The 24,538-nt window shown below is 34.2% G+C and carries 33 protein-coding genes and 1 pseudogene; 8 read left to right on the forward strand and 26 right to left on the reverse strand.

All coding sequences use genetic code 11. The features are described from left to right. Positions 1–29: 29 nt before the first annotated feature. The 6 genes from ILS93_RS06630 to ILS93_RS06655 form a co-directional block, all read right to left on the reverse strand. Positions 30–365, reverse strand: coding sequence for an HNH endonuclease (locus ILS93_RS06630; RefSeq protein ID WP_222660228.1), 336 nt, complete (start codon positions 363–365; stop codon positions 30–32). After that, a complete protein-coding gene (locus tag ILS93_RS06635; protein ID WP_222660230.1) occupies positions 358–615 on the reverse strand; it encodes a hydrolase in 258 nt (85 codons plus the stop codon). The genes ILS93_RS06630 and ILS93_RS06635 overlap by 8 nt, the downstream gene beginning before the upstream one ends. A 247-nt stretch (positions 616–862) precedes the next feature. Then, positions 863–1,675 (reverse strand): hypothetical protein, encoded by an 813-nt coding sequence (locus ILS93_RS06640; protein WP_222660232.1) that lies wholly within the window; start codon positions 1,673–1,675, stop codon positions 863–865. 538 nt (positions 1,676–2,213) lie between these two features. Next, positions 2,214–3,263 (reverse strand): hypothetical protein, encoded by a 1,050-nt coding sequence (locus ILS93_RS06645; protein WP_222660234.1) that lies wholly within the window; start codon positions 3,261–3,263, stop codon positions 2,214–2,216. A gap of 210 nt (positions 3,264–3,473) precedes the next feature. Further along, positions 3,474–4,016: a site-specific integrase gene (locus ILS93_RS06650; RefSeq protein ID WP_088047291.1), complete on the reverse strand. Its 543-nt coding sequence runs from the start codon at positions 4,014–4,016 to the stop codon at positions 3,474–3,476. Further along, positions 4,013–4,483 (reverse strand): ArpU family phage packaging/lysis transcriptional regulator, encoded by a 471-nt coding sequence (locus ILS93_RS06655; protein ID WP_098103290.1) that lies wholly within the window; start codon positions 4,481–4,483, stop codon positions 4,013–4,015. Before ILS93_RS06655 ends, ILS93_RS06650 begins: the two co-directional genes overlap by 4 nt. 372 nt (positions 4,484–4,855) lie before the next feature. On the opposite strand from ILS93_RS06655, the gene ILS93_RS06660 reads away from it, so the two are divergent. Next, on the forward strand, positions 4,856–5,440 hold the full coding sequence (locus ILS93_RS06660; protein ID WP_088047290.1) for a hypothetical protein: 585 nt from the start codon (positions 4,856–4,858) through the stop codon (positions 5,438–5,440). Between the two features lie 10 nt (positions 5,441–5,450). Further along, positions 5,451–5,726, forward strand: a complete 276-nt coding sequence (locus ILS93_RS06665) for a DUF3986 family protein (protein WP_088047289.1) — start codon at positions 5,451–5,453, stop codon at positions 5,724–5,726. 99 nt (positions 5,727–5,825) lie between these two features. On the opposite strand, the gene ILS93_RS06670 is transcribed toward ILS93_RS06665, so the two are convergent. After that, the gene (locus ILS93_RS06670) at positions 5,826–6,008 is read right to left on the reverse strand and encodes a hypothetical protein (RefSeq protein WP_088047288.1); all 183 of its coding nucleotides are present in this window, start codon (positions 6,006–6,008) and stop codon (positions 5,826–5,828) included. 1,463 nt (positions 6,009–7,471) lie between these two features. Here ILS93_RS06670 and ILS93_RS06675 point away from each other — a divergent pair. Further along, positions 7,472–7,879 carry a magnetosome magnetite crystal formation protein family gene (locus ILS93_RS06675; protein WP_222660236.1) on the forward strand — a complete coding sequence of 136 codons (408 nt, stop codon included), beginning with the start codon at positions 7,472–7,474 and terminating at the stop codon, positions 7,877–7,879. Between the two features lie 138 nt (positions 7,880–8,017). Here ILS93_RS06675 and ILS93_RS06680 read toward each other — a convergent pair whose 3' ends face one another. From ILS93_RS06680 to ILS93_RS06715, 8 genes are all read right to left on the reverse strand, one after another. Next, the gene (locus ILS93_RS06680; RefSeq protein WP_088047286.1) at positions 8,018–8,227 is read right to left on the reverse strand and encodes a hypothetical protein; all 210 of its coding nucleotides are present in this window, start codon (positions 8,225–8,227) and stop codon (positions 8,018–8,020) included. A gap of 259 nt (positions 8,228–8,486) precedes the next feature. Beyond that, positions 8,487–8,675: a hypothetical protein gene (locus ILS93_RS06685; RefSeq protein WP_222660238.1), complete on the reverse strand. Its 189-nt coding sequence runs from the start codon at positions 8,673–8,675 to the stop codon at positions 8,487–8,489. 15 nt (positions 8,676–8,690) lie between these two features. Then, positions 8,691–8,882: a DUF3954 domain-containing protein gene (locus tag ILS93_RS06690; RefSeq protein ID WP_088047284.1), complete on the reverse strand. Its 192-nt coding sequence runs from the start codon at positions 8,880–8,882 to the stop codon at positions 8,691–8,693. Between the two features lie 73 nt (positions 8,883–8,955). Next, on the reverse strand, positions 8,956–9,318 hold the full coding sequence (locus ILS93_RS06695) for a cell division protein SepF (RefSeq protein WP_088047283.1): 363 nt from the start codon (positions 9,316–9,318) through the stop codon (positions 8,956–8,958). Then, complete coding sequence (locus tag ILS93_RS06700; protein WP_088047282.1) at positions 9,293–9,481, reverse strand: hypothetical protein; 189 nt, start codon at positions 9,479–9,481, stop codon at positions 9,293–9,295. Before ILS93_RS06700 ends, ILS93_RS06695 begins: the two co-directional genes overlap by 26 nt. A 2-nt stretch (positions 9,482–9,483) precedes the next feature. After that, complete coding sequence (dnaB, locus tag ILS93_RS06705; protein WP_222660240.1) at positions 9,484–10,806, reverse strand: replicative DNA helicase; 1,323 nt, start codon at positions 10,804–10,806, stop codon at positions 9,484–9,486. Then, on the reverse strand, positions 10,803–11,759 hold the full coding sequence (locus ILS93_RS06710) for a DnaD domain-containing protein (protein ID WP_222660243.1): 957 nt from the start codon (positions 11,757–11,759) through the stop codon (positions 10,803–10,805). The genes dnaB and ILS93_RS06710 overlap by 4 nt, the downstream gene beginning before the upstream one ends. A gap of 278 nt (positions 11,760–12,037) precedes the next feature. Continuing rightward, positions 12,038–12,322: a hypothetical protein gene (locus ILS93_RS06715; protein WP_222660244.1), complete on the reverse strand. Its 285-nt coding sequence runs from the start codon at positions 12,320–12,322 to the stop codon at positions 12,038–12,040. 181 nt (positions 12,323–12,503) lie between these two features. On the opposite strand from ILS93_RS06715, the gene ILS93_RS06720 reads away from it, so the two are divergent. Beyond that, entirely contained in the window at positions 12,504–12,770 is a 267-nt protein-coding gene (locus tag ILS93_RS06720; RefSeq protein ID WP_098103552.1) for a hypothetical protein, read from the forward strand. A 12-nt stretch (positions 12,771–12,782) separates the two neighbouring features. Here ILS93_RS06720 and ILS93_RS29075 read toward each other — a convergent pair whose 3' ends face one another. From ILS93_RS29075 to ILS93_RS06740, 5 genes are all read right to left on the reverse strand, one after another. Beyond that, positions 12,783–12,875, reverse strand: coding sequence for a zinc-ribbon domain-containing protein (locus tag ILS93_RS29075; protein ID WP_116892287.1), 93 nt, complete (start codon positions 12,873–12,875; stop codon positions 12,783–12,785). Between the two features lie 180 nt (positions 12,876–13,055). After that, positions 13,056–13,277, reverse strand: coding sequence for a hypothetical protein (locus ILS93_RS06725; RefSeq protein ID WP_000215313.1), 222 nt, complete (start codon positions 13,275–13,277; stop codon positions 13,056–13,058). A 13-nt stretch (positions 13,278–13,290) separates the two neighbouring features. Beyond that, positions 13,291–13,878 carry a hypothetical protein gene (locus tag ILS93_RS06730; RefSeq protein ID WP_000537276.1) on the reverse strand — a complete coding sequence of 196 codons (588 nt, stop codon included), beginning with the start codon at positions 13,876–13,878 and terminating at the stop codon, positions 13,291–13,293. Between the two features lie 90 nt (positions 13,879–13,968). Beyond that, positions 13,969–14,217: a hypothetical protein gene (locus ILS93_RS06735; RefSeq protein WP_098103551.1), complete on the reverse strand. Its 249-nt coding sequence runs from the start codon at positions 14,215–14,217 to the stop codon at positions 13,969–13,971. Positions 14,218–14,268: 51 nt separating this feature from the next. Beyond that, positions 14,269–14,457 (reverse strand): helix-turn-helix transcriptional regulator, encoded by a 189-nt coding sequence (locus tag ILS93_RS06740; protein ID WP_061654401.1) that lies wholly within the window; start codon positions 14,455–14,457, stop codon positions 14,269–14,271. A 155-nt stretch (positions 14,458–14,612) separates the two neighbouring features. Here ILS93_RS06740 and ILS93_RS06745 point away from each other — a divergent pair, with 155 nt between their 5' ends. The 4 genes from ILS93_RS06745 (at position 14,613) to ILS93_RS06760 (ending at position 17,983) form a co-directional block, all read left to right on the forward strand. Beyond that, complete coding sequence (locus tag ILS93_RS06745) at positions 14,613–15,047, forward strand: helix-turn-helix domain-containing protein (protein WP_061654403.1); 435 nt, start codon at positions 14,613–14,615, stop codon at positions 15,045–15,047. Positions 15,048–15,059: 12 nt separating this feature from the next. Further along, positions 15,060–15,503, forward strand: coding sequence for an ImmA/IrrE family metallo-endopeptidase (locus tag ILS93_RS06750; RefSeq protein WP_098103550.1), 444 nt, complete (start codon positions 15,060–15,062; stop codon positions 15,501–15,503). A gap of 20 nt (positions 15,504–15,523) precedes the next feature. Continuing rightward, entirely contained in the window at positions 15,524–16,342 is an 819-nt protein-coding gene (locus ILS93_RS06755; protein ID WP_098101675.1) for a hypothetical protein, read from the forward strand. Positions 16,343–16,435: 93 nt separating this feature from the next. Then, on the forward strand, positions 16,436–17,983 hold the full coding sequence (locus tag ILS93_RS06760; protein ID WP_098101674.1) for a recombinase family protein: 1,548 nt from the start codon (positions 16,436–16,438) through the stop codon (positions 17,981–17,983). A 32-nt stretch (positions 17,984–18,015) separates the two neighbouring features. Here ILS93_RS06760 and dpaB read toward each other — a convergent pair. The 6 genes and pseudogenes from dpaB to pnp form a co-directional block, all read right to left on the reverse strand. Then, positions 18,016–18,441, reverse strand: a pseudogene (gene dpaB / locus ILS93_RS06765) (dipicolinate synthase subunit B); the annotation flags it as partial. Further along, the gene (gene dpaA / locus ILS93_RS06770; RefSeq protein ID WP_222660247.1) at positions 18,438–19,340 is read right to left on the reverse strand and encodes a dipicolinic acid synthetase subunit A; all 903 of its coding nucleotides are present in this window, start codon (positions 19,338–19,340) and stop codon (positions 18,438–18,440) included. The gene dpaA and the pseudogene dpaB, both read right to left, overlap by 4 nt. Before the next feature lie 274 nt (positions 19,341–19,614). Next, positions 19,615–19,866, reverse strand: coding sequence for a YlmC/YmxH family sporulation protein (locus ILS93_RS06775; protein WP_064475021.1), 252 nt, complete (start codon positions 19,864–19,866; stop codon positions 19,615–19,617). Positions 19,867–19,996: 130 nt separating this feature from the next. Next, positions 19,997–21,238 carry a M16 family metallopeptidase gene (locus ILS93_RS06780; protein WP_000593005.1) on the reverse strand — a complete coding sequence of 414 codons (1,242 nt, stop codon included), beginning with the start codon at positions 21,236–21,238 and terminating at the stop codon, positions 19,997–19,999. Positions 21,239–21,324: 86 nt separating this feature from the next. Beyond that, positions 21,325–22,224, reverse strand: coding sequence for a polysaccharide deacetylase family protein (locus tag ILS93_RS06785; protein WP_064475020.1), 900 nt, complete (start codon positions 22,222–22,224; stop codon positions 21,325–21,327). A gap of 152 nt (positions 22,225–22,376) precedes the next feature. Next, on the reverse strand, positions 22,377–24,515 hold the full coding sequence (gene pnp, locus ILS93_RS06790; protein WP_046957398.1) for a polyribonucleotide nucleotidyltransferase: 2,139 nt from the start codon (positions 24,513–24,515) through the stop codon (positions 22,377–22,379). Positions 24,516–24,538: the final 23 nt, after the last annotated feature.

Here is a 24,538-nt window from a genome sequence, read left to right on the forward strand (position 1 = left end):
GGGGGGGACTTATTATTGCCGATTCTTTTTTACCACTTTTCATCGTGTTCCCATTTGTTGATTTTCTTTTCGAATACTCTACCATGTTCTTTATTATGGCAATCCACACAGACTGTTTCGAGATTTTCTTTATCTAATGCAAGTTCAGGATGATGTTCAAGCTCTTTTATATGATGGACAACGAGTTGAATCTTCTTACGCTTGGCACTCTCACTGTATTCATTGATGTCCACACGAACACTGCCATTGCGCTTACACTCTTGGCATTCATTGTTGTCTCGCTTCTTTACTTGTTCACGTATACTCTTCCACACACCACTGTCATAGAACTTACGCTTCTGTTGTTTGGTTTTATATTCATTCATCTGTCTTTATCCAACGTTCTTGATTACCTTTATCTCTTTCCAATAAATCTTGTATTGGAGTTTGCTTAATATATTCCATAGAGTAAAATATAGGCTTCTTTCCATACAGCTTATAATATTTGAATCGATTAGTATCAACCTCAGCCTTCTTATTTACTTTCTCATGTGGCTTAAGGTAATTGATGTACACTTTTTTATTAATAGGCATAAGCCCAAGCACAGCAATCTTACCGTTTAAAACACTATCCATTTATCCTCACTCCTTATCAGTATCTATATACTCACGAGCATCAGAGTCCCAAACCTCACAATAGTCGAATCGTTCTTTTTCTTCTCCATACCACTTAATCGCTTCTTGTTTAGGATTAGTAGTTTTATGAATATTAGCAAATCCACCATTAGGATAATATTGATTGAATCCATTACTTACACTGCCTTATTAATTCCAAAATAAAAAGCACTCCATGTGGAGCGCTTAATCTCGAAATATTGACTACCTATTCTTTTAATTTTTTGGGGAATCTTTTCCGTTTTAAACTAAGCAGATATAATGGCGCAGATATATAAATCATCCCGAATACAAAGAAAATACTAAGTGTTATATTGTTAGATTTCCCCTTAAACATATGATTTAACTCGCGATATGCATCTGGAAAGAACCAATATATAATCGGCATTAAACATAAATATGATCCCGATAAAAACGTTGTTCCGAGTGCTATTTTGATAGCCCATGATTTTTTTATGAAAGGAAATATACCCTTATTCTTTTTTACTCCTCTTTCTGTATTCCAACTTTTTATATCTTGTTTCATTCCTATAACAGTCCCTTTAAATACAACTGGGTTCTTATCATCTGTATGTAATATCTCTACTCTGACTCCATCATTTGGATCCAAGTAGTCAAAATTAAAAAGTAATACATTTTCTTTATCTGGAACTAAATTCACCTTATTTGTATGTCGAGTTTCTTTAAGAATACGATAACTAATAATACTTTCTGATTCTTCAATTTGTATTCTTAACGGATCTTCTTTAGTAACATGACTACTCTTTATTGTCTCATTTCCGGAATTCCAGATAACCAAATTTGTTTTAATTACTCGAGGCACTTCACTTCCACGAAAATAAATTTGTATCTCTTCTGGTGTATTTTGATTCTTTCCTATTATTTTAGTAGCACTAGATTGATAAACTAACCTCTGGCCAATTTTAGATTTTCGATAGGTTACTATTGCAATTAATATCCCAATTATCCCTATTAAAGATCCTACCCAGCCTTGATTAAAAAAACTAAATATTATCGCCAATCCAACCAAACCCCTCTTCTATATATATACCAATTAATATATTAATTGGTATTATTTGAAGAATCAACATTTAAATATTCAGTTTTACAACAAAAGAACAACCATGCAACAGTTGCCCTTTCGTCAAAATCTTATATTATTACTATAAATACGGTAAATGCAGTTTTACATTGATAACGGTATTTCAAATAGACGAATCGTGTTAGTATGCTTCATATTTTATTACGTTGGGTTAAGAGGTTCTACATCTCTTTCAATCGCCGACGATACATCACTCTCCCGTAGTTTTTACTGCGTCTCATAGTCAGCGATTGAAAGAAGAGCAAAAGCCCTTCCCAGTTTACACAACGCGAATCGCAATTGAATGTGGAATCAAGAAACAACTGTTCATCCAATTTGCAACCATCGCCACCGGTTATGACGATCCATTTTCAGTTATAAGGAATTTTATGAGCAATGTTTTCCGCCACTACTCACAATACAAATATAACACGCCAATACCAAAACAACCGGCACATTTACTGCCAAAAAGCGGTCACTACTCTGCCACTTTTTTTGGACTAACAAACTGTAATATTAAAGCCGATTTAAGTAATTGAAATAATTTAAGTACATCTACCTTAGAAAGAGTACTATAGTCATGAAAACCATGAGCTATTGAATTACGGTTAAGGTTTGTTCCTAATTCATCCGAACCTGTAATAAACATATTGTGAAAACCTCTAAGAACTGATGCCACAAAGACATTTTTAATTTGTTCTATCTCTAGCTCACGATATTCTTCCGGCTTAACCCTTTTATAAAGTCTCCTTATATTAGGATTAGACTTAATCGATATCATTTCTGTTGTTATGTTACCCTTTAGCCAAAAGGCAATAACATGCTCAAATGCTGCAAATAATGGCATAATACACAATTTATATAAACCTATTTTATAAGCTTCATAGGCCTCTTTTATTAAAGATACATGAATTTCATACATAGGATTTCGAATTATTTCTGCTACATATGCTTCCAAATTATCTTCTACATACTTTGATACATTGTCTTTTGTTACATTACCGTTAATTATGAATTGTACAACATTCATATCTAAACACCAATATTCTTTTTCATGTTTAATTAAGATTCCCTCAATCTGCCTTAGCTCATCTTCTGCAGATTGATTCAATATATTCCAATTAATATACTTGTATTTGTCTACTAGTTCAAATAATGGCTTGTATTGTTTTTGTATTCTTTTTTGTATCTCCCATATTAGTTTTGATTGTTCCCGCATTCTTTTTTGCATCTCCTGCGTTGGCTTGTACTGTTCTAGTATTATTTTTTGCATTTCCCTAATTGGCTTGAATTCTTCTTGGAATTTTTTTTGCATCTCCTGCACTGTTTTGAACTGTTCTTGCGCTCTTCTTTTCACCTTCCATATTATTACATTCCGTTCCTTGCTTCTTTTATGTAAATCTATTAAATCCTGAAAATATTTTGGTATTTCATATTGTAAAGGAACAATTTCATCTTTTTTCCCTAATAAGTCCCTATTCTGTTTTTCTTTCTTTCTCTTCTTTAGATATCTTCTTTTTTTCCCCACGCTTAGCACCTCTTTTCTATAAATATTCTATCATCAAAATATTTATAGAAAAAGATTACTTTAACCAATTACCCATATCTTATATTTTGTGTAACTGTCCCTGTCGCTGAAACCCTTGATATTCATAGCTTCATAATACTTTCCCTTTTGAGTTACACAACGCATAAAAAATGGGTAATTATAAAAAAACAAAAAATAAAAAAGGTGTTGCTATATTTTAAATCGAGTCATAGCCTTATCCATTGCGTCTTGGTTTACACCGATATATCTAAGTGTCACTTTCTCGCTTGAATGATTGAATATCTCCATTAGCAAAGCTATATTCTTCGTTTGCATGTACATATGATACCCAAAGGTTTTTCTTAATGTATGAGTCCCTATCTCCCTTAAGCCAAACTCTGCTGCTGTGCTTCTAAGTATCTTATAAGCCATACTTCGTCCAATTGGTCTATTAGTACCTTCGCGACTTTTAATTACATACTCCCGATCATCTCGTTCTTCAATATACCAACGTAATTCTCTTTTTAACGCTGGCGTTAACTGGATGCGTTTTTGCTTCCCAGTCTTTTTTTCTCTCATTGAAATATGGCTACCTTTCAAATCACATATCTTCAATTTGAGGATGTCACTAATACGTAAACCTGTGTTGATTCCAATTACAAACAAAATAAAGTTCCGTTCACTGTTTTCTTTCAGATATTCTTTAATTTGTTGTATTTGCTCTGGATCACGAATAGGTTGAACAAAGTTCATAGCCTCTCTCCTCCATTCTGCTCTTCTGTCTCGTACACTTCTAATCTAAGAGCAAAAGCTAGTTTGTAAAAAGCATTAGATTTATTCCGTCTATACGTACGTTCACTCATACCAATCTCGTTGTAAACCATGTAATCAAAAACTTCTTCATCTTCCAAATATCGTTTTATAATAATGTCTCTTTGGCTTTTGCTAAAACGGCTTAATGCCTTATCAATTTGAAAAGATAAACGTTGTAATTTCACTTCCCTTTCACTCATTGCAACATTTGCTAAAGCGATATCTTCGGCTGGCTTTCCTACTACATTTGTTGGACCATGATATCTTACCTCGCTAGATGCTGTAACCTTCATCTCATTTCTAATCATTCCAAACTGTCTATGAATACGAACATTTTCAAGAATCTCTTCTAAACGAACTTGCGTTGCTTTTCGATCAATTTTGGGTAAAAAAGTTAATTGAGCCACCATATATAAAAACACCCCTTATCTATTTTGTTAATAAAAACAAAAAAGCGGACACCGAACTATAGAGCAATATTACTAATGCTCTATAGTTCGGTGTCCGCTGGTTCTTCCAGTAGGACTAAATGTGTAATTGGTATTATTATATCATTTTCTCATATTTTAGTAACTTATTAATTTAACCCCCTAATAATATTTTCCATAAAATAAACATTTCATGTATCTTTTTCTTTTTAATAATACATCTGATTAACTATATTAGGGTTATATGGATATATTATCAAATTATTACTCAAAAAACCATTCTTATTATCCTTTTATTTATATATTAATATTCAACGTGAGGTAAAAATCATATTAAAAGGAGTGGTAATTTTGTTTAAAAAGTTTTTCACTAGTCTACTTGCAACAGTAATGTTATTCAGCTTTGTAGGTAGCGCATTTGCGGAGGATACTGAGGTTGACTCTATTAATAACCAAGAGGAATTTACAGGTTCCTTCGATATTAATCAGCATATTACTTTTGAAGATATGTATAACTTTGACAACGCTCAATTCGAAAAGGATTTTCCTTTCCTTGCAAATGATCCTGTATTTTTAGAGTTAGAGGCAACTTTAGCAAATGGGCAATTTGAAACTGAAATGACTGATGGGCCAGTTATTCAACAACGAGCTTTACCAGCTATAGTAATTGGAGCTTTACGAATTCTGACATCTAAAGTAGGTAGAAAAGCGGCAGATAAAGCATGGGCAATAGCACGTCCACATATACAAAAAGCTTTAAGTGCCCCGAGTAAATTCATCATTGATGGTCCTGATGGTGGTAAAATCATTCAAGTCAGAAGTAAAGCTACAAAAAAACCAATCTTCCGTTTAGACTATCATTATATCGATGGCAAAGGACCATATTTACACTATCATGTGCCACCAAATATGGACGCACACCACTTTATTTGGTAAGGTGTAAATTATGAAAATTAAATATGATTCTAAACACCTGCACTTAGGTTACTATGAAGATGGTCATGATATTGAAGCTATAGCATATAAAAGAACTGATAAGGATATTTGGGATATATTTTTAGACTTTGATCATTATAAAATTTCTTTAAACCGAGATAACTATGAATATAAAGAATATGATGGTTATAAAATATTATCGATATCCACACATGATTTAGACTATGATTATGGCGTTTTACAATTTACAGAATGGCTATTCGAAAATAAGGTATTGCATACTTAATAAAAAAGCTAGTATTATACTAGCTTTTTTATTAAGTATATACATTCCTTCTTACGCCTCTACATTAAAGTCACATATATTCTTTCCCTTATCAAAGGATTATTTTATTAAGTTATGTTTCTTTAACCGAAACCAAGTCTCCATGCCTTTTACGTCTTTCTCATAAATTGGCATTACATATATCTCTTCGTTTATTAACAGTTGGAACTCTACACATTGTTTTTCTCTGTTCCACCCGTAAGATGCCATTGGAACCATTTTCGGCTCTGTTTTCCCTTCCATTTCTCTTCCTCCCTTGAATAAAACTCAAAATTCCGTCAATACTATAGACACATGGTTATCTTTCTCCGTTTTCCTTACATGAGCAGTTAGCTTTTGCTAGCTGCTTTTTTATTTGTGACCAAATGAAATTTTTATTAAATTGCTTATACTTTATTTCTCAACCACAGCGTATGGAATTATAATGAAATGAATGGTAATATATAGGCATCTCAATTACGTTAGAGCTTGTTTCCTTGCAAGCTCTTTTTTTATTTAAATAGCGTTTTTTTTTCAAAATGATGCCCTTTCTAATTTGGACACATTTACCAGTATTTTTACCAAAAAAATTCATGATATGGTTATTTAGTCGAGTACGTCATTACTTGACGATTACCCTTAGAAGCCCCGCAGACAATCGGGGTTTCTTTTATTTAAATAACAATTTTGTTCACTTTTATAGCTTACTATTCCTCATAGTTGTGTTTTTCTTCTAGGACTTTTATAAAGTTAAAGTGTCCATCGAGATAACAATCATTGATTTAACCCCCAAAATATATTTCATTAACTTCGCTTAAAGTAAAATTTTCATTTTTTCATTCAACCGAGTTCATAACATATTCTTTTCCTCCGATAAAATAATGATTAGGTGTCCCATGCGCATTTTATCCATTGGAAATAACACCTTTCACGTACTTACGTATTAGAAACTTCATTTCTGCATCTTCTGCAATAGCAATTTTGTTCACTTTTTTGATACATTTATGAAACATTCACATGTTATCTTCAGTATGTTCTATTCTTTTTGAAGAACCATGTGAGAATACCAAAACAAGAAGCCCTAGAGCCCTAACTCTGGGGCTTTTTGTTTTTAAATACGGATTTTGTATACTTTTATTCATTTCGTCTTAAATATTATATATACGCAATATATCGATATATGTTATAATTCCTTTGTGAAACATCACGTGTTTCAAATACAACATCTTTTGATGACCTCTTATCTTTCCATAAGAGGTCTTTTTTTCAAATAACTATTTTGTTAAAAACTCTCTTTTTTTGTTTTCTTAAATTTCAAAATACAAATGTAGTAAAATATAAGAACACATAATTTAAGGAGGTGCAAAAATGTCGGTTGGAGCATGGATTCCCATTTTATTAGTATTTGCTGGTTCAATTTACTTTGCTTGCAAGAAAGCAAAAAGTAATTAATTAAAAGAAAACTGTTAATACATATCAGTTGATTCACTGTTTATTTTTAAAGTACATATACTTATACGGACTATAAAAAATAAACATTATAGTTCTTGGTCCAAGAGAACCATACGCCCTAATGGTTCTCTTTTCGATTAAAATAACGCTTTTGTTTAATTTAATACGTGTTCTTTTCGATGCAGTATTCTATTACAATTAATTTTGATGTTATAATTATCTACAGCATATATATTGATAGGCACAACAAATCTCATACATATAGGAGGACCTTAATGATCCTAACTCAAGAAAAGAACATAAAATTAATTATGCATTTTCTTACCTTGTTATCTTTTTTTATTCTTATTTTCTTTAGCATCACAATTTTTTATATACCATTGATTTTTTATTTAATATGCAAATCACAAGACATTCGAAAAAATATCCTTGAAGCTGTTTTTTACCAACTATTCATTTGGATAATTACAATGATTTGGAATCTATTCATAATAAGAATCTTAATGTTATCTTTGTCTAATTTAGACTTAACTTCAAATAACGCTTTGATTATTTTCGGAGTAGCTCCTTTATATTTAATACTGTTTCTTTTATTAATTTTCGGTCCTATAAAAGGAATTTTATATGTGATACAAGAAAAAGACTTTCATTATCCTATTATTTCTAAATGGATTAACAAATAAAAATACTTGTAAAAGAATTCAGAGTTTTACTGAATTCTTTTTTTATGGACCTTTCAAACTCTTTTACATATTCCTCTGTTCCTTCTTTTTAATAAAATTCAAATTGTATGAAGTTCAGAGGGGAGTAACTTAGCAACGTTACACTCCCTCATTGAACTTCTCGTTTAAACTACCGCAAATGAAAACACCCTCAGCTTTTAAATATTTTTCAATAGCATCATATAGTTCCATTTCATTTTTATTAAAGACATCCACATCGTCATGAAGTACCGACTGTTCTTCTACCGTGTCCAATTTGCACCATAATTCATAAGCTAAATTCTGTACATCCTTGCGTAAACATTTCACTCACTCCACTACTTTCGTCAATAAAGTCAATTTATTTTTAAATATTTATCAAAAATTTAAATATATAAATGATACGTAAAATTCTTGTTAAGCTTGCTGTCATTCGCACTATTTGTCCCAAAGTTGTTATATAGTAAAGGTGTGGCAAGCGTTCTATTTCTACGTAAGCCCCTTCCTTATAAATAGCGAGTTGCTTGAGCGCTAGGAGAAATCCTAGCCTTTTTTAATACATAGAACCTTACTTTTGTTTCAGATAACCTTATGGATCTAATGCATAGTCTGTACCTATATTCATGATTTCGATAAGGTGATGGGTAGGAGTATCCTCCCTTCCTACCCTTTGATTCATTTCTACAACTGTAGCCAATGCATTAAATACAAAATTATTTCTTATTTTTTCTTGCTTTGGCGTTAACTCAAGTGCTTTTAATTCTGTGGCACTTTTCATATTGAATACCTCCAGTTAAATTAATTGTGTTTTCCGTTCATCCATACGAGTTACTTTTCCACTTTTATATACAAATGATTGCTCACCATGACCAGTTGTTGGTGGTTCAATCGGATAAATCTTTCCATCTTTCACAACATAAATCATGTTTCCTACTAAAGAAATTTCAGCCTTCATTTCCGCAACGTTTTCTTTGATAATTGCCACCGAAACCACTCCCAAATGTGTTATAATTACTTTGTCGAAGTAAGTTGAGAGTGATCTCAGCTTTTTTATTTGTCTACAAATATTGAATAACGTTTTCTGGAATAAATGTTTGTTCCAGTGATAGATGGAGCCGAATCGGAATCGGCTCTTTTTCATCTCTTGCTTGCTTACATATTTCTTCAGCATCTTCCCATACAAATTGTTTATCCTCCGCTCGTTTATAACGCCAAATCCCAATTGCGTAATCCTCAAATAACTCATAACGTTCATCCGGTGCTGTCGTCGGTTTTAATTCATCACTTGCTTTTGCGTGACGTGGTATTTGCACAACCATATCTGCATACCTTAGTTTTGAATTTAAACGATGGATATGAGCTTTCTTAGGATCAAATGATACGACTGATTCCACATCAAAAATTGTTAGTTGCTTGGGCATTGTTGCTTCCCTCCAATACTTGCAAACTTGCAAGTAAAATTCCTTCTAGCTGCGTTAGCGTTAGTTGGTCTAATGTTTGTCCATTAATCTCAGCCAAACCTAATCCTAATAGTTTGTGAATAATCACTAGCTTTCTACGTTCTACTTCCTGACGTAACAGCATCATTAAGCCCCCTGCTGGTTATTAAACTTTCGCTCTAAACCTACGAACTTACTAAATTCTTTAATAAATGCTAATTCCACAACACCTACTGGACCATTTCTCTGTTTCGCCAAAATGATTTCTGTAATGTTTTTATTTTCGGTTTCACGGTCATAGTAATCTTCACGATATAAGAACGCGATTAAGTCCGCATCTTGCTCAATTTGTCCATTTTCACGTAGGTCTGAGAGTAACGGCCTTTTATCTTGCCTACTTTCAACAGCACGGCTTAACTGTGATAATGCAACTACACATACATTCAACTCCCTTGCCATAAGTTTTAACTTACGGCTTATCTCACCAATCTCTTGCATACGATTTCCTTTATGCTTCGGGTCACCTACAATAAGCTGCAAGTAATCAATTGCGACTAGCACCTTTTTATCTGGGTATTTACGCTTAAGTTTCCTAGTCTTCGCATAAATCTCTTGCATCGTTACATTTGCTTTATCATAAATTTCTAATGGCAAATCATTTATCAATCCCATTGCTTGACTAATCTTTTCCCAATCCTTTAGATCACATAGTTTTTTAGGGTTCTTTAATTTCGTAGCATCTATATTTCCAGTACTTGAAATCATCCGCTTAAGTAGCTGTTCTTCTCCCATCTCTAGCGAGAAAACTCCCGTTGCTGTCTGAGCACTTGCTGCATGAAAAGCAACGTTTAATACAAATGCTGTTTTCCCCATAGAAGGACGGGCGCCGACAATAATTAAATCGCCTTCTTGTAATCCAGCTGTCATTCTGTTCAAGTCATCATAACCAGTTGGAATACCAGTTAAATCGCCTACATCAATTTGCATTTTTTTATACAAATCAACAAGTGTATCTTTCAAGTTAAATTCATCTGAGTAACCGGTTTCTTCGATGGCACTTAGTTCATCAATCGATTTACTAATAACACTCATATCTTTGTTTTGCTGAAGGCCGTTGTATAAGTTACCAGCAACCTCTTGAGCATGTCTCATCTTCCAAGCTTCAATCACCAGTCCTTCGTGATACGAGAAGTTTTTAGTTGTTGTTACAACTTCTGTTAGATTTACAAAGAATTCAATCCCACCAATTTGATGCATAAATCCTTCATCGAATTTTCCAATGAGAGCAACAAGATCTATCGGAGCCTCAGCATCCTCTATCTCTCTCATCGCCTTAAAAATCATTTGATGTGTTGGTAAGAAAAATTGTTTTGCCTTTAGCTGGCAATCTTTAATTAAATCCCCTTCCTGAATGATGCTCCCTAAAACACTTTGTTCAGCTTCTACGTTTCGAATCATATCGTTACTCATTGTGCCAACCACCCATTCTGTTGGTTAAGTGCTGCAAGTTCTTCTTCTGTTGGAATGTTTTGTTTCCATGCTTCTTGTTGCTGTAATACGTTTTGAGTAGATGCTGATAAACCTTTATTTTGATAAGGTGCTTGCATAGTTTGTTGTCCTTTTGCTAATCGCTGAGCGCGAAATGCTTGATCAGCTGCTTCAACATCTGCTACTGTTTTCAATCCCTTAAGATGCCAATCTCTTAAAATCGTATTTACGTAATTCATATTTCTCGTATTTTTCTCTAAAGCAATTTGCATAGCCTTTACAACAAGCTCTGCATTTAAATCATCTATCCAAGCATGAATACCATCTGCAATAAAAGGTGTAATCAGTCCGAAGTTTTGTTCGTAAAAAGAAATTGGATTAACCTCAACAACTTCTTCCGCGCCTGCGCGTTCTTCTTGTTGTTGTTCTTTTTCTTCTTCTTTTTCTTTTTCTTTTTCTTCTTCCTTGCTAGGGTCTTGGAAGCCCCTTATAAGCCCCTCCAAACGGACTGATAAATACTCCTTAATACGAGGGATTTTGAAATCTTGTTCACGTTCTAATTGCAAACATGTTTCATAGAAATCAACTAAGAAATCCTGGTCCTTCACAGATTGAATCTCTTTTAAGACGCACTTTTCAATGTTTACATTTTTAATTGGATTGAACTTCAACCAGTTAATTAAGAACAACTCTTTTGTTTTTTGGTTGTAATTAATTTTTCCGTACTCAGCAAAACGTTCTAATAACTTCATAACAGTTTCACGATTGTATCCTGTATCAGTTTCAATAATACGAAGTGGAAGCTCATAGATTCCTGATTGAGACGTCTTACTGTTTGTCATCAAATATAAGTAGAAATACTTCTCCTCCGGTGTAAGATCTAAAACAAATGAATCCTGCCAAAATGAAACGTGTACTGGTCTATAAACTGCCATATTATTCATCCTCCTGTTTACATATCGCAAATCCGTCCTCTACACGTAATAAGCAATAATTCTTATATCCTGTTTTGAGATATTGGTTTACTAAGTAATTTAGGTGTTGTGTTGATGTTGCTTGTTGAAACACTTTAGAATTCAACAACACTCTATGTAATGATTTGTCTAAAAGCATGCAACACACCCCGTTGTTATACGAATACTAATTTGATATAATTAATCCTAAGATCTTTTGCAAAACCATTTATCTATCACTCTGCTAAGTGATAGATTTTTTATTTTCTACGTCTTACTAATGAGGCGTTAACTCCCCTTGTTCTTAAATCCTTAATCACTACACGATAGCTCATCGAAGCCTCATGTTCTTCTTTTGTATCACAAAGCATTTTAAATTCTTTCATACATCGCTCCAGTTCTTCTTCCCAGCGATTTGATTCTTCAGTTGATTCTGCATTAAACATGTTATGAACGCATGCAACCATACAATTATGAAGATTATTTGCAAACGAAAAATCTCCTGGAAGAACTAGATCATGAAGACGATTGTTTTTATCATTCATGAATTACATCTCCTTTCTAATTAAATTAATGCTGTACGCATCGTTACAACCAGAAAAGTAAAGCCGTTAAACGAACAACGTTCCTGGTCATAACGACAAGCACAAGCTTGTCTGAACTTATTTGTGGAAACTTCTCCCTTTTACCTGTAAAATTTATACTGACAAAAGGAGGTGTCAATTTATGCAAGAGGATATATCATTAAGACTTTCTTCATGTATGAAATGCGGTAATGATGATTTTTCTGATATTGCTACACACTGTAAAAAGTGTGGTACATACCTTTACAATCCTTGCGCTGATTCCGACAATCTATGCCATCATGTAAACCCACCGGATGCGTATTATTGTGAACTCTGTGGTTCAGAAACATTTTTACTCTTAGAATCAGCCGAACAAGCTCAAATGGATCCGGCTGATTTTGTTGCAATGCAGTTAAGCGGTGTTTAAAACACCGCTTTTTTAATTCAATTTCTTACCGCACATTTCGCAATAATTTGCATCTGAAGGATTAACATTATTACATTCTGAACATTGTTTCTTTACCCCAGTCATGGTTCACACCTTCTTTCTTGTTAAATTGATGCTGTACGCATCGTTACAACCGGAAAGGCACATTGTAGGGGTATGGGAGGAACAATCCCTTTCTGGTCATAACGACAAGCACAGTGGCTTGTCCAAATGATTTATATAATGTTATAATTGATTTACGATATTTTTCAGAGCTACTGTTGTCTAGGCGGTAGCTTTTTCTTTTGCCCATTTATGTTTCAAAATAAATGATGCTTCAATAATTTTGATTCGAATCCCCAACAATTTCTTCTCTTGTTTTAACTCAACTGATTTTGAATCCTCATTAAGTAATTCTGCTATTTTAATTTCACCAGTTAGCTTTGCATCATAGCGAATTAATTCCTTATATTCTCTTAAACTTGGTTTCTTATAATCTACTGTCATTTTCCTTCCTCCCTTACAGCACCTTTGTTAAAGTCATTAAGCTATCCACCGATTGAATAATAACGTTCTCCGCCATAGCCTTTTGCAACCAACTTCTTTGTATTTGTTCCATAATGCCAAAATGAACTTGCTCAAGAGCTTGTACTACACATTGAGTAGCTTGGATTGTATCGAAGATTTCTTTTGCATGAACTGTGTATTCATGTTTCTTCTTTTCATCCAACTTCCATGACCTGGTTGCAACTTGTAAGTTCATGATTTCCTTTGCTGCCGCAATCCCCTCTTCAGCTTGTTTAATGTAGTTCATCAATTGTAGATTTACATCTTGAGTTAAACGTGGATCTGTAGGCGGTAATCCAACACCATAAATATGTTTAATCGCTTGTTGATTTAACTTTGCTCCTGTTGCATGACACCAATCCATCGCAAGCTCAAATTCTGGTTTAGAAAGTCCAGATTCAATCCGGGTTAATCTTTCATGTGTAATACCAAGGTACTTAGATAACCCTTTCTTCGTTTTCAACTGAACATTATCACAACATTCTCTAGCATTCTGTAGTAACTCCCCTATCGCTGAATTGCAGTATATGCTTGTTCCCATATTTGTTCGCCTCCATATTTAGTTTTCAAATGGTTACAATGAACTTAGTACATATGTAGCTTGTCTATTATTCATGTAAAAAGAGAGGAGCTATTCCTCCACATTTTCTTTTACTTGTATTTCTTTGATGATGGCCCAACAAGCCTTGTAATATGCTTGACGGATTTTATCAATATCCTTTTGTGATTTTGGCTCAGGAGCCACAATATGAACTTTCGTTTTTCCAAATTCATAAGTCGCCGCATATTCTTCTTGTTGGCTCATGGTGTCACCTCTTGAAGTGCTTTTTATATGTTTATGCGACGGTTCTGTTGGTACTGCCATGTTAGTTGATGGCATTTTTTCACCTACTTCCCACCTTGAAGTATAAGATTCTTGTACTTTTGTACCTCAAATTAAATCCTTTATATCACGACCAAGAATAGTTGCTAATCTGATAGCCTTTTCAAGATTGGGATTACTATAACCATTTTCCCAATTACTTATTGTAGATTTTGTAACTTGCATTCTATTTGCAAGATCTTGTTGGGTTAACTTACTTTTTTTCCTAGCTCTAATTAATTTGATATTTTTGATCACTGTCTCGCTCCTTGTATAAGTATTTTGTACTTTTAGTATAAGTACAAGATTCTTGTACGTCAATGCATTTGTACAATTATCTTGTACAAAGTTTTACAATCAATCTATATAAGGTACAATATCTTTGTACTTTTTATTAACGGGAGGTGCTAAAAATGTTGAGACAAAGACTAAAAGAAACGCGTAAAACGCGTAAACTCACTCAGCAAGAATTAGCCGATAAAGTGAATACCACTAAAGGCACCATTAGTAACTATGAGAATGGTCATAGCACTCCCTCAAACGAAATGCTAAAAGATTTAGCGAATGTTTTAGGAGTAACAACAGATTATTTATTAGGAAGAGAAGATGAATCAAGAGTGTCTAATGCACTTCCTGATTTAAACAAAAAAGATACTCGTGATATCGCTCGTGACTTAGAAAAGACTTTAAAAGACTTAGAAAATAGCGAAGATGCTTTAATGTTTGACGGAGAACCAATAGACGAACACACAAAAGAAATGATTCGTATTTCTCTTGAAAACTCTATGCGCATGGCAAAGCAATTAGCAAAACAAAAATTCACTCCAAACAAGTACAAAAAAGATTGAATGGAGCGAGAAATGGAAATTAAAGAATACGTACTCAAAATCGTTAAAAAACACAGCACAGCAAATCCCTTTGAAATTGCTAAACGAAAAAATATTATAGTGTTGTTTGAAGACCTTGGGAATACTCTTGGTTTTTACAACACTTATAAACGCTTTAAATTCATTCATATTAATAATCAAATTAACGAAACTGTTCAACGATTTGTTTGTGCACATGAATTAGGTCATGCTGTACTTCATCCTAAAGCAAATACCCCCTTCTTACGTAACCAAACCTTCTTTTCTGTGGATCGCTTAGAAATTGAAGCAAATACATTTGCTGTGGAGCTATTACTTACCGATGAAATGGTTTCTGCTTATGAAGATACTCAATTATCTATTCAAGATATTGCGGAAATTCATGGGGTTCCTGGTGGGTTTTCTTGTTTAAAAACTTACAAAAGAAAAAATATATAACTAATTACAGGAGTTTTAATATGGAAAAAATTATAATAGACATTTTAAAAAATGATAATTTTTTAAAATCAATTCCTGCGATAGTTGCTGTTATAGGACTATTAATAACTGGATACAAACAGGTTTTCAAGGTAAAAACAATTACTGAAATTGATAAGTTATTTCTGGATAAAGAAACTAAAGAAAGACTAAAGTTTGGTAAATATATTTTTAGTGTTTTACAGTTCTTCTTTAGTTATATAATAGTAAGTTTATATTTGAAATTTTTTTATTACGACTATCTAACAAGTGATTCTGAATCATTTTTCCTGTCTTTCCTAAAATATAGTTTAAATATTTTCGGTATTTCATTTCTAATTTCTTCTGTGTTATTTTCTTTTCAAAATAAATTAAAAAAACACAGATGGTTCATGTTTATTTTCATATTCTTTGTTTTAATTAATTTATTAAGTAGTTATCCTATATTTGGGTGCATATTAAGTTTACTATTTTTCCAAAGCGATAACCTATATAATTTATATGTAACCCTTCTGTTGCTTTTGGGACTGTGTTTTTTCTATGCACATATCTTTTCAAAAATCCTGCAGGAAAGCCATGTTCCATATTCATTTCGAATAATCAGTGAAGCTGAGTTAAAAAAAATAAAAAATCTAATTCACGGCTATACAATAGACGAAAAAAGAACAATTTGTTTTATTGGGGACATCTTAAACAAAGAAAAATTTTATGTATGTGATTTTTCATCAAAAGTTTATATTGAATATAAACAATTAACTTCACAAAAAAAAGAAAGTAAATCATCTGGATCTCGCGCTAAAAAATCCAAAGCTAATCGCTGAAAAGCTCCCTATTAGGAGCTTTTCTTTAATCACAGTTCATTCTTCTATCTCTCCATATCCCATATAATAACAATATACTAAGGAGGTAAAACTATGAAAACCGCAATCTACTTAAGAAAATCCCGTGCCGATCTTGAAGCCGAAGCACGTGGCGAAGGCGAAACTTTAGCGAAGCATCGCACTACCCTGCTGAAAATAGCTAAGGAAATGAACTTAAATGTTTTATCTGTCCGTGAAGAAATTGTTTCTGGTGAGAGCTTAGTGAAACGACCTGAGATGTTAGCACTGCTTGAAGAAATTGAAGATAACAAATATGATGTTGTTCTTTGTATGGATATGGACCGTTTAGGTCGTGGCGGTATGAAAGAGCAAGGAATCATTTTAGAAACGTTTAAACGCTCGAATACGAAGATTATGACACCTAGGAAGACTTACGACCTTAATGATGAGTGGGACGAAGAATACAGCGAATTTGAAGCGTTTATGGCACGCAAGGAGTTAAAGATTATTACACGCCGTATGCAACGAGGCCGTGTTGCTAGTGTAGAGGCTGGTAATTACCTTGGGACCCATGCACCTTATGGTTATGATATCCACCGTTTAAATAAGCGAGAACGTACTTTAACAATTAATTCAGAAGAAGCTTCTGTTGTAAGAATGATATTCGATTGGTATGCAAACGAGGATATGGGAGCTAACGCAATCCGAAGCAAGTTAAATGATCTTGGCTACAAAAGTAAGCTAGGTAATGAATGGAACCCCTACAGCATCTTGGATATATTAAAAAATAATGTGTACATAGGAAAAGTAACGTGGCAAAAACGAAAAGAAGTAAAACGGCCTGACGCTGTGAAACGTAGTTGTGCAAGACAAGATAAATCAGATTGGATTATTGCTGATGGCAAACATGAGCCTATCATACCCGAAAGTTTATTTGAGCAAGTACAAGAAAAATTAAACTCAAGATATCACATTCCCTACAATACGAACGGAATAAAGAATCCATTGGCTGGTATTATTAAATGCGCTAAATGTGGTTACAGTATGGTACAACGTTATCCGAAGAACCGAAAAGAAACGATGGATTGTAAACACCGTGGCTGTGAAAACAAATCAAGTTATACTGAATTAATTGAGAAGCGTTTACTCGAGGCATTAAAAGAATGGTACATCAATTATAAAGCTGATTTTGAAAAACATAAGCAAGATGACAAGTTAAAAGAAACACAAGTTATTCAAATAAATGAAGCTGCATTACGCAAGCTTGAAAAAGAATTAGTGGATGTCCAAAAACAAAAAAATAATTTACATGATTTATTAGAACGTGGCGTTTACACAGTTGATATGTTTTTAGAACGCTCGAATGTAGTTTCGGATCGTATTACTGAAATCACTTCCACCATGGAAAACTTAAAGAAAGAAATTAAAACAGAAATTAAAAAGGAAAAGGTGAAGAAAGATACAATACCTCAAGTGGAGCATGTTCTTGATCTGTACTTTAAAACAGATGATCCAAAAAAGAAAAACAGCCTCCTAAAGTCGGTTTTAGAAAAGGCTGTTTATAAAAAGGAAAAGTGGCAAAGGCTTGATGATTTCGAACTTGTGCTTTACCCTAAGCTCCCTCAAGATGGCGACATATAAGCGTTCGTGCTTTGTCGTCACCTTGTTGGTGTAATTAGGTTTACGCCATTCAGCCCTAAAGCATCATTCGTCGAAACAGCCAATACGACAGGCTTGCCATTTCTTAGCGTCGCTTTTGCTGCCATTAATACTGGAGAGTCTGTCATTGCATTTGCAAATTTACTCATAGAATTTCCTGTTAGTGGCGCAATCACCATACAATCTAGTGGAATTTTAGGTCCTAGTGGTTCTGCACCAACGATGGAATTAATCGCTTTAAAACCTGTTACTTCTTCAATCTTTTTAATCCACTCTGCTCCTTCGCCAAATCTCGTATTTGTTGATTGAACAGTGTAAGAAACAACGGGGCGTACTTCTGCTCCCTCAGCAATTAATTTTTCTAAATGAGGCATTACTTCTTCGTACGTACAATGTGAACCCGTAAAACCAAACCCTATTCTTTTCCCTTTTAAATTCATTCCCCATTCTCCTTTCTTGCTATTACGTCTTCTGCTAGTAACTGAGAAAGAACGTTCGCTAAAATTTGTCCTGCTGTTTTTGGAGCAACAATACCAGGTAATCCAGATGCTAACAGCGCTTTGACTCCTCTTTTTTCCGCATATCTAAAGTCGGTACCGCCTGGTTTAGAAGCTAAATCAATTACTAACGTATGAGCTGGCATTTTTGAAATGACATTCGCTGTCACGACGAGATGCGGAATTGTATTAATGACAATATCGATATTTCCTACTTCTTTCTCAATGTTTTGCATATGAAAAGGAGAAAACATCATTTCTGTAATACGTGCAATATGTTCCGATCGTCTTGCTCCAACTTTGACATGGGCCCCTAATGATTGAAATGCTCTGGCAACACTCATCCCTGTTCTACCAAATCCTAAAACCATTACATTGGAACCATGAATTGTATAGTCGGTATGTTGAATTACCATCATTAATGTACCTTCTACAGTTGGAATAGAATTGTAGATTGCCACATCATCACGATCAAATAATTTAACAAGTTTGCGGTTTGTAGTAGATACGAGATTTTCCAAGTAAGGCGTACCAATACCTGAATATATAGTAAAGTGTTCTGGTGTATTTTCAATTTGTTCTTTCGTTATTGAAACTTTTTCGTTTGAAAAAATAGTATCTACTTCTCCCTTGGCATTTGTACCTGCAACTGGCAAAATAATTGCATCTACAGAAGTGAAATCTAAATTTTGTATACTTTCTTTTGCTGCCCCTGTGAAGCCATGATCTAACTGATCAAACCCTATCAATGAAAGTTTCGCATCCAATTCAACTAGCTTGCGAATTACTTCTAGCTGTCTTGCATCTCCTCCTATGACAGCAATATGCATCTCAGTCAACATTCCCTAATTCACCTTCTTTTTCTGTCATTTATAAGAAAAGTGCCTACTTTTTCTTTTTCCTCCACATCTTATGTAATGTACGAGTTTTAGGTGATTGAAAAACAAAAAGCACGTATGATTTATCCTGCTATTTGTATGCAGTAAGACAACCGTCTGAAAATTCGGCATATTAGAGGACATTATGCGAGAAATTGATTGCCGGTAAAAGCTCAATTCATGTGAGCTAATAATCAAAGGGAAATGAACAAAAAAAGATGACCAAAATGGCCATCTTTCACTTCGAATTTGAACGATCCGTAATATCACAAAGGATCATATCATACCCCACTTTTTTAATTTGGCTCCACCCTACTCTTATTTCTTGTGGTTCCTTTTTAAAACCTCCCCATTTTCCAGCAGGTATGATAAGAGCCTGTATTTGGCCATCCTTCTCATCAATCTCTAAATCCACATATCCTAAAACCCCCATTTTCTCGGCACTTTCTAAATTTACGATCTCTTTACCACTTAATTCGCTTAAACGCATACACTCTCCCCCTACCGAAATTGTGAATTTAAGTTATCCATAATTAGTACCTATTCTGTATATCCAAAAAAAATAACCGTATCTCATTTAAAAGAGATACGGTTATTTTTACATACTTCATATAAAGCAATTATAGTTTTATTCCTTTTGGAAGTTTTCCATCTGGACTAATTAATGCTGCAGAGAATTCATCTGTAAACATGTTACGAATTAACTCATCAACATTTTCTTTTGTTACTGTGTTTACACTTTCAATAATCTCATCAAGTGAACGATGCTTACGAAGTAGCAATTCATTTTTACCATTACGGCTCATACGGCTATTCGTACTTTCTAAACTTAACATTAAGTTTCCTTTTAATTGCTCTTTACTATTAATAAGCTCTTTTTCTGTAATACCTGTATTTTTCAATGTGTCTAATGTTTCTTGCATTGTTTCATACAGTGTATCTAATTGTTGGCTACCTGTTCCACCATACAGCGTTAACATACCTGTATCTTCATAAGAAGAATGGTAAGAAAATACTGAGTAGGCTAACCCGCGTTGCTCACGTACTTCTTGGAATAAACGGCTACTCATACTACCGCCTAAAACGTTATTTAATACAATTAAGTTATAAATATCTTCGTGTCCCATTTGTAAGCCTTTATATCCTAAACATAAATGAGCTTGTTCTGTTTCCTTTTTACGTGCTACTTTATTAAAATGGAAAATTGGGCTATGTACTTGTTCACGGTTTGTTGTTCCTTCATAACTACCGAAATATTGCTCTACCGTTTGTAAAAAGGCTTCATCAATATTTCCTGCAACTGAAACAACGACATTTTCAGGTGTGTAATGATCTTTTATATATTGGCGTAGCGTATCACCTGTAAACGTATCAAGCGTTTCTTCAGTTCCTAAAATAGGATATCCAAGCGGATGCGTTTCATATGTTGCTTTCGTTAACATATCATGCACAATATCATCTGGAGCATCTTCGTACATTTTAATTTCTTCACATACGACATTCTTCTCTTTTTTCAGTTCTTCCTCATCAAATGTTGAATTAAAGAACATATCTGCTAATACATCTAAAGCATATTTAGCATGCTCATCTAGCACTTTTGCATAGTAACAAGTGTATTCTTTTGAAGTAAAAGCATTCACTTGCCCACCAATGCTATCAAATGATTCTGCAATTTCGCGTGCACTACGTGTTTCCGTTCCTTTAAAGAACATATGCTCTAAAAAGTGGGAAACCCCATTATTTTTTTCATTTTCATTTCTTGATCCCGCATGGATCCAAATACCAATCGCAACCGATCTTACGGTTGGTATATTCTCCATAACTATTCTTACACCATTTTTACAAGTATATTTTTTAATCAAAAACTTTCCTCCTACTGCCAGTTTCTCTAAATAAGTGCTATTATTTAATGATAACAAGTTTAAGGATGAATGTCATGCAAATGTATTTAATCCACACGTTTTTCATCCAGTAATTCTGTTATATTCCCTACTTTATATCCTTGTTCCTTCAATTTTGTAATCATTGTATCTAATGCTTCTGTTGTTGATGAAGTTGGATGCATTAATACGATAGCACCTGGATGTATTTTTCTCATTACTCTCTGCAATAGTACATCTGGATCAGGTCGCTTCCAATCAATTGTATCGACAGTCCACATAATCGTTCCCATTTGGAAATCATCAGCAATTTTCACGACTTCATCCCGAAAACTTCCACTCGGCGGAGCAAACCATCTCACCTTTTGATTCGTAGCTGCTTCGATCATTCGATTTGTTTTTTGTAACTGATCTCGTATTTCATCAGAAGATAACGTTTTCATATTAGGGTGTGTGTAAGAATGATTTCCGACTTCTTGATTTGCATCGACAATCATTTTTGCAAATCGTAAATTTTCTTTCACCCAGCGTCCTTCTAAAAAGAAAGTCGCCTTCACATCATGTTTTTTCAATATCTCTAATATACGTGGCAAATACTCGTTTCCCCATGCCACATTTATTGTTAATCCCACCATCTTTTTATTTGGATGTCCCCTATAAATTGGAGCTGGTGATAAATCTTTTAAGTGGACACCCGGTGATACTTCCTTGAATTCAAGATTTTTTTGATCAAATTTCTTTAGCTTCTTCATATTATTATAGGATGCTTCGATATCAACTTGTCTTCCATTATATCCTGGTGTTGCTTTCCATATTTTATCAATCATCGCATTTTGAGGTGCAATCTCATATTGTTTTGCATGTTTTTGAATTTCTTCATACAAGTTATCCTGTGCAAAAACGGAATAAGAGCCTACACTGACATATAAAAAAACTATACATATGTATGCCAATATACGAGCTTTCATATAAACCCTCCCATTAACTATATAAAAACCTTTTTTCTTCTTATCTTTGTTAATTTGAGCGTTATAATGAAAACTATACCTATACTGACATAAAAATATATGTAAATCATATTTTTCACATAACAAAAAAAGCCAGTTTAACTGGCTTTTACTTATTGCTGCTCTTGTTTGTTTTCTTCTTTAGCAGCTTCTTTTTCTTGCTCTTCTTTTAGCAATACTTTTCTAGATAGATTCACGCGACCTTGTTTGTCAATCTCGATAACTTTAACTGTAATTACATCACCGATTTTTACAACGTCTTCTACTTTACCTACACGCTCAAGTGCAAGTTCAGAAATGTGAACTAATCCGTCTTTACCGCTGAATAATTCAACGAAAGCACCGAATTTCTCAACACGTTTCACTTTTCCTTCGTAGATTTCACCTACTTGTACTTCGCGAACGATATCTTCGATAATTTTCTTAGCTTTGTCATTCATTTCTTGATTTATTGAAGAAATGAATACTGTACCATCTTGCTCGATGTCAATTTTAACGCCAGTTTCTTCAATAATTTTATTGATTTGTTTACCGCTCGGCCCAATAACGTCACGGATTTTATCTGGGTTAATTGTCATTGTAATAATCTTTGGAGCGTAAGCTGATAATTCAGTACGTGGCTCTGCAATAACAGATAACATATGATTTAGAATGTGCACACGACCGACTTTCGCTTGTTGTAATGCCTCTTCTAAAATTTCACGAGATAGACCATCGATTTTAATGTCCATTTGAAGTGCAGTTACACCTTTTGCTGTACCTGCTACTTTAAAGTCCATATCACCTAAATGATCTTCCATACCTTGAATATCAGATAAAATTGTGTAATGCTCACCAGTTTTAACTAGGCCCATTGCAATACCTGCAACTGGAGCTTTAAGTGGAACACCAGCATCCATCATTGCTAAAGTACTACCACAAATACTTGCTTGTGAAGTAGAACCATTTGATTCTAAAACTTCAGATACAAGACGTACTGTATATGGGAAATCTTTTTCAGATGGAATTACAGGCTCAAGAGCACGTTCTCCTAGTGCACCGTGACCAATTTCACGACGACCTGGTCCACGCATCGGTCTTGTTTCACCAACACTAAATGATGGGAAATTGTAATGGTGCATAAAGCGTTTTGATTCCTCTACACCAAGACCATCTAAAATTTGCACATCGCCTAATGCACCTAATGTACAAATACTTAATGCTTGTGTTTGTCCACGTGTGAACAGACCAGAACCGTGTGTACGAGATAAAATGCCAACCTCTGATGCTAATGGACGGATTTCGTCACCTTTACGGCCATCTGGGCGGATTTTTTCAACTGTAATAAGACGACGTACTTCTTCTTTTACAATTTTATATAAAATCTCACTTACTTGTCCTAATGTATCAGCGTCAGCTTCCTGCGCTTCGTAATGCTCAATTACACGCTTTTTCACTTCGTTAATTGCATCTTCACGTGCATGTTTCTCATGTACTTGAATTGCAGAATGCATATCCTTCTCAGACATTTCACGTACAGCTTGATTAAGATCAGCGTCAACTTCATACAGTTTCACTTCTGATTTCTCTTTACCTACAGCTTGTACAATCTCTTCTTGGAATGCAATTAGACGTTTAATTTCGTCATGTCCAAACATAATTGCTTCTAACATTGTTTCTTCAGGCACTTGATCTGCTCCTGCTTCAACCATGTTAATTGCATCTTTCGTACCAGCCACAACAAGGTGAATATCACTTTGTTCTTGCTGTTCTACTGTTGGATTAATAACGAATTCGCCGTTAATACGACCAACTGTTGCACCCGCGATTGGGCCTTCAAATGGAATATCTGAAATCGATAACGCTAATGAAGAACCAAGCATAGCTGCCATTTCAGAAGAACAATCTTGATCAACACTCATTACTATGCTGACAACTTGTACTTCGTTACGGAAACCATCTGCGAAAAGTGGACGAATTGGGCGGTCGATTAAACGACTTGCCAAAATTGCTTTTTCACTCGGACGACCTTCACGTTTAATGAAACCGCCAGGAATTTTCCCGACTGCATATAAACGCTCTTCATAGTTTACTGTAAGTGGGAAGAAATCTACATTTTTTGGTTCTTTTGATGCAGTTGCTGTAGATAGAACCGCTGTATCGCCATATCTTACTAATACTGCTCCGTTCGCTTGCTTCGCAAGCTGACTTGTTTCAACTGTTAGCTGGCGACCAGCTAAATCTATCGAGAAGACTTGCTTTTCTTGACTCATTTAAGTACCCCTCTCAATTTAAA

This window comes from Bacillus sp. 16GRE42 (assembly GCF_019837435.1).
Classification (GTDB): domain Bacteria; phylum Bacillota; class Bacilli; order Bacillales; family Bacillaceae_G; genus Bacillus_A; species Bacillus_A wiedmannii.